This is a genomic window from Streptomyces sp. NPDC050549, assembly GCF_040655035.1.
Classification (GTDB): Bacteria; Actinomycetota; Actinomycetes; order Streptomycetales; family Streptomycetaceae; genus Streptomyces.
The window spans coordinates 1-10,999 of sequence record NZ_JBFAJD010000085.1 but is presented as its reverse complement, the minus strand read 5'-3'; the positions used below and the strand labels follow the sequence as shown (position 1 = coordinate 10,999).

The following is a 10,999-nucleotide window of genomic DNA, read 5'->3' as shown; positions in this document are numbered from 1 at the left end:
CGCCCGCGCACCGGCACGGCCACTCCGGCCACCGGGCTGCCCATCAGCCACCCGATCCACCGGGAACATCCCGCTTCGCGGGACGTTCCCAAAAAACCAGGATCACCCCCTACAAGCCGACCCCACCAGGGTTGACGAAACAGATAGGGGCACCCCCCGCACGACGAGCTCAAGGCGCGAGGTCGGCCAAGAGCACGTCCAGGACTGTCTCCTCCTCGATGCGCACCCCGAGTTCGCCCAGCGCCACGGCCAGTGCGGGATCCCACGCCGCGTCGGTCGGCGTGCCGGTGAGGGGTGGGGCCAACGGTGTGGCGGCGGCCGCGGTGCGGTAGTCGGCGGCGGTGTAGTGCCAGGGCTGCCAGGGGACGCGGCGCAGCAGGGCACCGGCGATCCGCAGGCCGCCCCAGTCGAAGTCGCCGTGGTAGCGGAGCGTGGATCCGTGGGAGTGGAGGTGGCGCAGCAGGGTGAGGGCGGCGGCCGAGGGCTGGCCCTGGAGGCAGACCAGGGGTGGGCAGGTGGGGCCGTGGGTGTCTGCGGCGGTGGCCAGGACGGTCGGGTTCTCGCACACGTAGACGACCTCCGGCGCCGGCGTCGGAGGGCTGTGGGTGAGCTGGCGCAGTGTCAGGACGGCCGGTTCGCCCGCGTCGGTCATCCAGTCGAGAGCAGGGGTGCCGCGTAGGCCCAGGGTGAGGACGGTGGAGGAGAGGGCGTCTCTGAGCAGGCCGGCCGAGGCCCAGGCCTCGCGGCGCCATTCGGCTCCGTTTCCGTCGGGGAAGCCGGTCAGAGCACGGATGCCGGAGAGGACGATCGTGGCGAGCGGGGTTCCGTCGTCGAGCGCGTGAGCGTCGCCGAGAGCGGTGGCGGCGAAGGCGGGCAGGGACACCGCCGGGTCGGCGGGCAGTGTCCGCAGGGCCGTCGTGGCGTCGGTGAGCAGGATCTTCGCCGCGTTCGGGGTGCGGGCGAGGCGGCGTACGAGACCGTCCTTGCGCAACTGGTGGGCCCACTCTGCCAGTTCGGGGCGCAGCGCGGCCAGCGGGGCGTACGCCTCCTGCCAGGCGTTCGCCTCCTGTTCGCGTACGTCGGCGAGCCGGGCGACGGGGCCGGCGAGAGCGGTGACGGCCGTGGCGAGGCCGTCGGGGCTGATGCCGGAGCGGCGCAGCACGGCATCCACCGCGTCGAGGCGCACGGTCAGTGAGCGTCCGGCGCGTGGGGCGCGGCCCAACAGGCGTTCGGCGGCGGCGCGTTCGGCGGTGGTGGGGGCGATCAGGGTGAGTAGGCCGGTGAGGGGTTCGTCCCGCTCCATGCGGCGCCGGACGCGCTCGACCAGCCAGGCCAGGCCGGGGTCGCCGAGCAGCCGGCCGAGGCGGTCGAGGTCGATGCGCGGGCCGGGTTCGTCGGGGGAGCCGGGTTGCCCGGGTCTGTTCATGCCCACAGCGAGTCCTGGCCGGGGTCGGTGTCGTCGGTGGGCAGGGGTGCTGCCGCGCTGACCGTCGCGGCCGGGGGAGCCGTCCGGGCGGGGAGAGGGCCGGGTTGCCCGGGCCCGCTCACACCCACAGCGAGTCCTGGCCGGAGTCGGTGCCCTCGGCGGGTACGGGTGTCGCCGCGCCGACCGCAGCAGCCGCAGCCGGGGAAGCCGTCTGAGCCGGGAGGGTCGCCAGGCGGTGGTCCGGTTCATCGCCCCGTACGCGATCGGTGCCGTCCCATTCCCAGCGGGTCACCAGGACCGCGGCGATCTCGTCGACGCGGGAGAGCTGGGCGATGGCGATGCCGGGGACCTGGGGGTAGCAGGCCCACTCACGTTCGCTGGTCATCACCACGTCCAGGTCGAAGGCGTGCAGCAGGCCCAGGCACTTGGCCCGCGAGTCGTCGTCCACGCCCGCGAACGCCTCGTCCAGGGTGACCAGGCGCGGGGCGTCGGGGGCGGCCGTGGCGTAGTGCGAGGAGGCGGCGGCGAACAACGGTACGGATACGGCCAGGACGCGTTCGCCGCCGGAGGCGGGGCCGGTGGCCGGAACCCAGACGCCGTGCTGGTGGCGCTCGATGCCGAACTCGTGCCAGGACCGGTAGTCCAGCGCCGCGGTGAGCACCTCGAGCCAGCTGCCCGCCGTGTCGTCGGACTGCCGGCGGGCGATCTCGGCCTGCAGGAACTCCCCGACCGCCGCCCGGTCCTCGGGTGCCCAGGCGTCCGCGGACTGGCGCAGGCGCTCCCTTGCCTGGGCCAGCCCGGTCGGCGCCTTGCGTGAGGAGCGCCACACCAGACGCAGCTTCATTCCGGTGGACGTGGGCCGCTCCAGCAGTTCGGCGTTCATGGCCCGCACCTGCCGCTCGGCGGCGGCGATCAGCTCTTGGAGTGTGCCTGCGACCTCGGTGAGCAGGTGGGTTTCGAGGATCTCGCGTTCGTGCGCGGACAGGATGTGCGCCAGTTCGGTCACCTCGGCGGAGAGGGCCGCGGCCAGGTCGGGCACGGTGCGCCGGCGGCCCTGGTAGACGATGTCGACGACCATGCCGTCCTCGACCATGCGGGCGGTGGCGGTGTGGCCGCCGCGGGAGAGGGCGTCCTGGAGTTTCTTGTACTCCTCGCTGAGCCGTTTCTGGACGCGTTCCCAGGCGCCGTCGGAGTCGTCGGTGCCGGACGGGCCCGACAGCTGCGCCTCGATGGCGCGGGCGAGCGCGACGGCCGGGGTGGCCGCCCACGGTCCGCCGTCCAGTGGGGGCAGGGCCACCTCGGGCAGCGCCACGGCCAGGAGTCCGGTGGCCGCGAACCGCTGGAGCGCGGCGATCGCCTCGGCGCGGGAGGCGGCGGCCTCGTCCACGTCTTTCTCCAACTGCTCGATACGGCCCTCCGCATGTCCGACGCGCCGTCCGGCAGCAGTGTGCTCCTCGCGGGAGCGGCGCTGGTCGAGGTCGCACGCGACCAGGGCCTCGGCGGTGGCGGCCAGGCGCCGCTCCAGCTCCGCGACGGCGGCGCCGACGGTGGAGCGCAAGGTGGTGTGCCGTTCGTCGGCGGCGGCCGCCAGGCGGGCCGACTCCTCGGCACGCAGAGCCAGTTCCGCAACCCGCGCGCCCGCAGCCTCGGCTTCCGCGCGCTCGTCGACCACCGTGCGTCCGGCATCTGCCCGCTCGCGCAGGGCTGGCCACAGAGCGGCCAGGACGGCGGCGTAGTCGGCCAGTGCCTGGCGGACGACGAGCAGCTGCGGACGGTCGGCGGGCAGGTTCACGGCTGCTGCCGTGTCGGTGAGTTCGGTGACGGCCTCGGCTTCCTGCCCGGCCGCCGCGGCCAGGTCGGCCGAGCGTTCGTCCTGGCGGGCGCGGGCCCGGTGGGCGGCGTCCGCGGCGGCCGCGGCCAGGGCATGTGCGTGGCGCAGGGCGGCGTCGTCGGGAACTGCGGCCAGTTCGGCATCCAGAGTACGGCGACGTCGGGCCACCGTTGCCCGCTCGGCCTCTACCTCGTTCAACTGGCCTGCCAGAGCGTCCAGTTCGCCGCGCAGGGCGGCGATCCGGGCCCGGCGTGCCTCTTCGCGGGCGCCCTCGCCCACGTATACGGCGGCCTGCTTCGACCAGCTGCCGGTCAGTGCTCCGATGCGGAAGCGGCCGTCCGCGGCCACCCAGGTGTCGCCGCCGGAGCCGAGCCCCACGGCGGCCAGAAGGCGGGCCACCGTCTGCTCGCCCACCGCCACGGCGCGCGGGTCACCGTGGTCGACGGCCGGGCGCAGCACGTCGCCGAGCACCGGCCCGGCGAGCGGGGCGCCCGGTGACAGCAGGACGTCATGCAGGTCTGTGTGCAGGACGGTGCCGTCCGGGCACACCCAGGCGTCCAGGATCCCGGAGGCTTCCAACGCCGCCTCCAGGCCCGCGCGTTCACCGGTGGTGACGTGATCGTGGAAGTCGACCAACCGCCACAGGGGCGCTCCGGGCGCCTGTTCACGCACGCCGGGAGTACGTGTGTGCGGTGCCGTGGGACCGCGCTGGCCGCCTGCTTCCAGGTCGGCCAGCTCCTGCTCGCTCTCGGCGCGCCGGGTGTTCAGTTCGGTCAGCTGTTGACCGAGGGCCGCCGTCCCGTCGGCCAGGTCCGCGGCGCGGGCACGATGGGCGTCGGCGGCACGTACCCGCGCGGGAGAGGGTCCCCGCAGATGGGTGACCCAGTCCTGCAGACCGTCCAGCAGGCCCACCGGGTCCTGGGGCGTCAACTCCTCGCACATGTCGAGGTGTTCGCGTACGGCGGCGACCAGTTCCCGGCCCGCCCGGACTGCGGCGGCCTCCGCCTGGGCCTGCTGCTCGGCAGTGTGGCCGGCCTCGGTCTGCGCCTCGTCCAGCCGACGGGCGGCGGCGCGCCGCTCGGCGGCGGCCTCCTCGGCGCGCGACGTCATCTCCTCCACGTGGTCGACCGTGCGCCGCCTGCGCGCCACCGACTCCTCGGCCGCCCGGCGCAGTTCGGCCTCCGGCGCGCCCTCGATGCGCAGGCCACCGTCGAGGCGGGCGGCCGAGGACGCCTCCCGCTCGCTCGCGAGCGTGTCCGCGACCTGCTCCTCGGCCGCCGCGAACCGTCTGCCCGCACTCTCCAGGCGGCCAAGGGCGCGGGTGTGCGCCTGGGCGGCCTGCTCCCGGTCCACCTCGGTGCGGGAAAGCTCCCCGGCGGTGCGGCGCGCGTCTGCCGCCGCCTGCTCCAACTCCCGGGCGCTGCGCATCTCGGGGCCCTCACGCAGCGCGGCCTCCTGCGCCTTCAGCCGTGCGGCACTCTCCTCCAGCTGCGCGAGCCGCACAGCGATCCGCTCCCTGTCCTCCTCGGCCTGCGACCGCTCGGTCTGGGCCTGCACGAGGTCGCGGTTCAGCTGTTCGTAGCGGGCGTGCTCGTGGCGGGGGAGCCGGGCACGGCGGCGGGTGGCGACGCGGGCGTAACGGCGGTAGTGGTCCAGGAAGGCGGAGGCGGCACGCTCGGCCTCGGTGGCCGCCCGCAGCTCCTCCTTCTCCTCGTCCAAGGACCGGAACGCCTCGGCCACATCGGCGATCACCGCCTGGTCCATGGGCGGCAGCGCTTCGGTCAGCGCACGCGAGAGAGCCGTCTCATTGGGCCGCTTCGACAGCTGCGGCTGGCGCAGCTGGACGAGCAGGTCCACCAGGGCCGCGTACCGCCGCTCACCCAGACCGAACAGCGCCTCGTCCACCGCCCTGCGGTACGCCGTGGCCGTGTCGTACACCATGCCGCGCCCGGCGAGAGCCTCCGCGAGCCGGTCCCGCGACAGCGCGGTGCCGGTGGCGTCGAGCAGGCTGAGCTCCGGTCCGATCCGCTGGTCGGTGACGGCGTACCAGTGACGGGCGATGCCGCGCCCCGCCACCGCTTTCAACCCGCAGGCCAGGGTGAGGAAGCGGTCCTGTCCGGTGGCCTCGTCGTGGCGGCCGAACTCGATCCAGGTGTAGCCGAGCCGCTCGGGGTACGGATGCTGCCCGCCCAGCAGCAGGTTCCACTCCATGCGCTTGCCGGGGTCGGCGTCGGGTTCCACGCGGCGCGCGGACAGGTCGCCGTCCAGGAGGAAGGGCAGGGTGAGGGCGAGGACCTTGGACTTGCCGGTGCCGTTGTTGCCACGCAACAGCAGCCGTCCGTCCCGGAACCAGAACTCCTCGGTGTCGTAGTAGAAGAGATCGACCAGGCCGATCCGCAGCGGACGCCACCGGCCGGGCGCGGGGGTGGGCAAGGCGGTCACGGCGGTCATGCCTTTCGCTGAGAGGTACGAGGGGCGGGGACTCCCGGATCCCGTACGACGGTGTCGCCGACCGCGTACCGGGCCAGCGCCGGCAGCGGGGCGACGCCGCCTTGTGCGACGGTGACCAGGCCGAGAGAGGTCAGCTTGGCCAGGGCCTGGTCGACCAACTCCGCTTCCGCGCCCGGCTGTTTGGCGCTCTTGGACCAGAAGCCGCCGTGTTCAGCGGCCAGTTCCCGCACTCTGCGCTCCAACTCGCCGCGGCTGACCGCGCCGTCGGCGGTCGCGAGGTACTCGGCGAGCAGCAGGGTGACGTGTCCGTGGGTGCCCTGCTCGGGCATCCGTACGTCGGTCAGGTCGTCCAGGGGGTCGACCATGGCGATGCCCTCGGCACGCACCTCCGCGACCAGACCGGTCAGTTCGGTGATCCGGGCGGTGATGAAGGCGCGCTGACGGGTGAGATAGGCGAGCTCTTCGTCGGCCAACTCGGCGTAATACAGCACCGGGTCGTCCAGCAGGCGCCGGGTCAACCGTTGACGGATGGCGCGGAAGCGCAGTTCGTCGCTGTCCAGCGCGCTCTCGGAGGTCAGCTCGGACAGGCGGTCCTCGAAACCGTCCGCGGTGATCATCGACGGGCCGCGGCGGGCGGCGAGCAGTCCGGCCAGGACGCGACGCTGGACGTCGTAGAGCACATCGCCCGCCCCGCTGACGTAGGCGTCCTCGTCCCCGGCCACCCGCCGCAGTACGCCGTAGTGCATGAGCAGCCGTACCACCGACGCCAGATCCAGCCGCTCCTCGCGCCGCTCCAGCGTGAACTCGATCCCGGCGGCGGCCAGATGGGGATCGGCTGCGTCCAGGACCACCTGCTCGGCGAGCCGGCCGAGCGCGATCTGCGCCTCGCCGCGCTCCAGTGCGGCCAGCGCCAGGCACAGCAGCACATAGCGGCGGCGGGTGAACGGCGCGCGGGCGCGGGAGGCCTCGCGGGCCGGATGGGTGGGGTCGGCCAGGGTGCCGGGTGCCCTGGCCAGCCGCGCCGCGTCCGCGTCCACGCGCAGCGGCCAGCCGGTGTTGCGGTCGAACCAGTCGCGCAGGTCGCCGGCGTGCCGGCGCACCAGCCGGAACTCCTCCGCGTGCGGGCCGTGCGCGAGCAGCAGGGGCTCCTTCAGCAGCGCGCGGGCGGCCTTGTGGAACTCGGCGGTGCGCCGCCCGTCCAGCACCTCGCCCAGGGGTGTGGTCATGACTCCTCCCCGCCAGAAGGGTCGGCGGCGCGCGCCTGACCGGTTCGGGTGAGATCGGTGATCTCGATCAGGTGGTCGGGGCCGCGGAAGGTGCCGCCAGGGGTGCGGATCCTGGCCCTCGTACCGTCCGTCAAGGCCGTGAGCCGGATCTCCATCGTGCCGTCGTTGCTGGTCGCGACAGTGGCCCTCATGCCGGGCCGCCAGGTGGCCAGGGCATCGCCGAGCAGCTGCAGGAACAGGCCGAAGGCGAGCGGGTCGAGCTCGCCGAGCGCGGACAGCCTCGTGGTGCCGTCCGTCGCGAGGCCGGCGCGGGCGGCCGCGATCTCCTGCGCCTGCTGGGCGGCGATCTCGGCGAGGCGCTTGCGCTGCTCGGACCGGTCCTGCACCCGGCGGGTCCTGCCGCGCCGCTCATAGCTGCCGGTGCGGCGCAGCTGCGGGCTGATCCGCAGCGGCTCTGCCTCGGCCCACGGGGTGGAGGCGGTCACCGGGCGGGCGGCGCGCCGGTCGAGGGTATCTGCGTCGACGGTGAGGTGACGTGCGGGATACAACCCGAACGCCGCACGCCACAGCCGGTGCCGCGCCGCGTCGTCGGGGGCCTCGGCGAACCAGCGGGCCAGGGTCCGGAAGTCCGCCGAGCGGTCCGAGCGCCCTGCCCGCCGCTCGTTCAACTGCCGTACGACTGCCAGCAGTTGGGGGATGGCGCCCAGAGCACGGCCGCGCAGCAGACGGGCCTGCGACTCACGGCCCTCCGCCGACACGAACCAGGCGGCGAGCCCCGACCACCTGCCCACCCACCGCTCGTACGCGCGCGCCTCGGCGCTCTCGGCCTCACCCGGGGCGGCGTCGGCCGCCTCCCGGGCCGCCGCCAGCCGCAACAGCACACCGACCCGGCCCTGCTCCTCCAACTCGCCGATGAGCAGGGCGATCCGCCCGCCCAGGGTGATCAGGTCCTGGATGAACCGCTCCAGGTACTGGATCAGACGGTCCTTGTAGGCGAGGAACACCTCGACCTCCACGCCGTGCAGGTCGATCGTGCGCTGCAGGGAACCCATGAAGGCCCGCGCGTTCTCCGCCAGCGCCTCGAACCGGCTCGTCAGAGCGGACAGCGCCAGATGCGTCTTGGCCGCGTCCGGCCCGCCTTCCTCCTGCCCGGCCGCGAGCACCAGCAGGGCCCGCAACTGGGTCACGATGTCGTGCAGGGCCACCGCCTGCAGCGCACCGCGCTGCCCCAGCGCCTCGTCGTACGCGGACAGCGCCTGCTCGGCCGCCTCGCCGGCCTGGGTGAGTTGGTAGATGAAGCGTTTGCGGTAGAAGTCCTCGACCGCGGTGACCCGGGAAGTGTCCGGATCCGCCCGCAGGTTGCCCCAGTCGACAAGGCTGTCCAGCGCCTTGACCACCGTGTCCACGTCGGCGGGCCGGTGCTCCGGCGGCAGCGCCGCGAACACGTCCTCGGGCCGCAGATGAACGGCGAAGCGCTCCTTGGCGGCCAGGAAAGCTCCCATCACCCGGCGGTACAGGGCGGCGTTGGGCACGGTGAGGTGAGCGAAGGGCGTGTACCCGGCCCGGGCCGGTCCGGAAGGCGTCGACGTCATCGTTCAGGCATTCTCCCCGACGGACACCCCGCTGTGGCAATCGTGGCCTGATCCTCGCGCAGGGTCACGCCGGGGCGGGCTCTCGCCGCTTGCGTAGTCGGCCGTACTCTGTGGGCCGTGTTGTAGCCGTCGCCTGTGACGGGGTGTCCTGGCCATGGCCAGGCCTGCCGGACCCCGGGCTTGTGTGAGGCGTCGCTCTCACTGTGGGCATCACAAAAAGGGCCGCGTCGCCGGCCGGCAGGAGGCTGCAACTGCGTACCGCTGCAGGGTGGAGGCAAGAAGCGCTCGCCGACTTGGCTGAGCCAGGCTAGTCGGTGTAGTGGTAACGAGCCTTGAGGATCTTGACTTGCTTGTCGTCGGCTCGGTAGACGAGGCGGTGTTCGTCGTCGATGCGGCGCGACCAGTAGCCGGAGAGGTCCCCCTTCAGCGGTTCGGGCTTGCCGATGCCGTTGAAGGGGTCGCGCTGGATCTCGCCGATGAGGCGGACGATGCGGCGCGCCATCTTGCGGTCGGTCGCAAGCCAGTGCTGGAAGTCGTCCCAGGCGGCCGGGTCGAAGTTGACGTCCCTCACTCGTCACCGGCCAGTTCCTGGAGTTCCTCCAGGGTTTTGGTGACCCCTGTCTGGCCCGCACGGTCGCGGGCGACGGCTTCCATGAGGCGGCGGGCGTTGGCCGGTGAGCGCAGGAGGTAGATGGTCTCCTGCCAGGCGTCGTAGTCCTCTGCCGACATGAGGATCGCGTCGCCGTTCTTGGAGTGAATCCGCACCGGCGCGTGGTCGTCGTTGACCTTCTTGATCAGAGGGAAAAGATCCTTGCGCGCCTCGCTGGCGGTAAGACTCATGGCGTACGTCCTCTCGCTGAGCGGTACCTAATATCGTACCGGACTGGTACGAAAATTCGTACCTGTTGGAGAGGTGGATTCCGGGTTGGTGTGCACGTGATGTGTGCGGCTTCTGGTCCCGCGAAACGTCCGCGCAGCTCAGGGGGTGCTCCCTCGGGTATCCAAGCCATCCCCGGTGCACAGCCCGACTCGGCCCGTCCCATGGTCGGCACACCAGTCGGAAGGCATGGACCAGAAGACATGAACTGGTGTGTTGGAGAAGGGAGTTGGTTCGTAGGATGTGGCGTGAATGATCCTCGCCCCGGTTGAAGGACGCACACGGCTCATGAGCGATTCTGTGCCGGCGTCCGAGCCGGCGGAGCAGCGGAAGATCGACAAGCCGGTGCCGCACTCCGTCCGCATCTGGAACTACTGGCTCGGCGGCAAGGACAACTATCCCGTCGACGAGGCGGCCGGTGACGCGTACACCGAGGTGTTTCCCGGGATCATCCGTCACCCGGCTGATGGAAGCCTCGCCCTCGGGCAGTTTCCTCTCCGTCAACGACGGGTCGCGCGGCATCGAGCCTGTCTTCGAGCAGGCCCAGGACGCCTACAACAACAGCGGCGCCGTTCCGTACAGCCTGCGCGCCATCGATGAGATCACCGCGTTCTTCGACGGCCTGGAGCTTGTCGAGCCCGGCGTCGTCTCGGTGACGGAGTGGCGTCCGGAGCCCGGTTTGGGCATCCCGGAGGTCATCGCCGAGCACGGTGGACTTGCGCGTAAGCCGTAACGACAGGACAGGAAGAACAGCAGGAGGCGTACAACCTTCCGGAAAGCCACCGGTCTGAACAGACACACACCTACGCGAGCTACCGGGGGTAGTCATGCGACGGATAGGTACTGCACTGGCCGCGATGATGCTGGCGGGCGGCGGCCTGTTGGCCGGCACTGTTCCGGCGGTGGCCGCGCCGACGGCCGTGGACTGTGCCGTGACGTGGGGAAGCCTGGACAAGACCGGTGACCCCGTTGCCTCCAGGCGACTGACCGACGTGAGGACCGGACAGCACGAGTGCTACGACCGGCTGGTCTTCGATGCCCAGGGCACGGCGGCCGACCCGATCGGCTACACGGTCCGCTACGTCGACGTACTGCACCAGGACCCGAGCGACATCGTGGTTCCGATCAAGGGCGGAGCCATTCTGGAGATCTCACTGTTCTCCTCGCGCTACGACCCGGCGACCGGACAGCCCTACCCGCCGCTTCCCTCCGTCGACGTCACCGGGTACCGGACCTTCCGGGAGTTCAAGGTCACAGGCGGCTCCGAGGGATACACCCAGGCCGGACTGGGCGTCCGCGCCCGGCTGCCGTTCCGGGTCTTCCAGACGGCCAACCATCTCGTGGTGGACGTGGCTCACACCTGGTGACCCCGTACGGCTCGGGGGTGCGCCTTACGCAGCCATCAAAGTAGCCACACAAGCGCACTCCCTGCACGTTTGCGCAGGTCATAGCGCTGCGGTGACACTCCCCGGCGTACGGCCCGGCTCGTCTGTCAGCAGGGCTCTGACGCGTAAATAGCAGCAGGTCAGTGTGGGTGTGGGCAGGTCTGAGTGCCCGGTGGCCGTGGTGGTCGCCGGTGTCCTGGCTCTGGCCGGT

7 protein-coding genes and 1 pseudogene are annotated in these 10,999 nt (G+C 72.1%); 2 read left to right on the top strand and 6 right to left on the bottom strand.

The annotated features are described in order from the left end of the window. Nucleotides 1–169: 169 nt before the first annotated feature. The 6 genes from AB0I51_RS47590 to AB0I51_RS47565 all read right to left on the bottom strand — a co-directional run bounded on the left by AB0I51_RS47590 (nt 170) and on the right by AB0I51_RS47565 (nt 9,366). Nucleotides 170–1,426 (bottom strand): TIGR02679 family protein, encoded by a 1,257-nt coding sequence (locus AB0I51_RS47590; protein ID WP_362985648.1) that lies wholly within the window; start codon nt 1,424–1,426, stop codon nt 170–172. 118 nt (nt 1,427–1,544) lie between these two features. Further along, on the bottom strand, nt 1,545–5,699 hold the full coding sequence (locus tag AB0I51_RS47585; RefSeq protein WP_362985646.1) for a TIGR02680 family protein: 4,155 nt from the start codon (nt 5,697–5,699) through the stop codon (nt 1,545–1,547). Between the two features lie 5 nt (nt 5,700–5,704). Next, on the bottom strand, nt 5,705–6,934 hold the full coding sequence (locus AB0I51_RS47580; RefSeq protein ID WP_362985644.1) for a TIGR02678 family protein: 1,230 nt from the start codon (nt 6,932–6,934) through the stop codon (nt 5,705–5,707). Continuing rightward, nucleotides 6,931–8,526 carry a TIGR02677 family protein gene (locus AB0I51_RS47575; RefSeq protein ID WP_362985642.1) on the bottom strand — a complete coding sequence of 532 codons (1,596 nt, stop codon included), beginning with the start codon at nt 8,524–8,526 and terminating at the stop codon, nt 6,931–6,933. The genes AB0I51_RS47580 and AB0I51_RS47575 overlap by 4 nt, the downstream gene beginning before the upstream one ends. A 307-nt stretch (nt 8,527–8,833) precedes the next feature. Further along, complete coding sequence (locus tag AB0I51_RS47570; protein ID WP_362985640.1) at nt 8,834–9,097, bottom strand: Txe/YoeB family addiction module toxin; 264 nt, start codon at nt 9,095–9,097, stop codon at nt 8,834–8,836. Continuing rightward, nucleotides 9,094–9,366: a type II toxin-antitoxin system prevent-host-death family antitoxin gene (locus AB0I51_RS47565; RefSeq protein WP_362985638.1), complete on the bottom strand. Its 273-nt coding sequence runs from the start codon at nt 9,364–9,366 to the stop codon at nt 9,094–9,096. The genes AB0I51_RS47570 and AB0I51_RS47565 overlap by 4 nt, the downstream gene beginning before the upstream one ends. Nucleotides 9,367–9,691: 325 nt before the next feature. On the opposite strand from AB0I51_RS47565, the pseudogene AB0I51_RS47560 reads away from it, so the two are divergent. Beyond that, nucleotides 9,692–10,136, top strand: a pseudogene (locus AB0I51_RS47560) (SAM-dependent methyltransferase). A gap of 94 nt (nt 10,137–10,230) precedes the next feature. After that, entirely contained in the window at nt 10,231–10,770 is a 540-nt protein-coding gene (locus AB0I51_RS47555) for a hypothetical protein (protein ID WP_362985636.1), read from the top strand. The last annotated feature ends 229 nt before the right edge of the window (nt 10,771–10,999 follow it).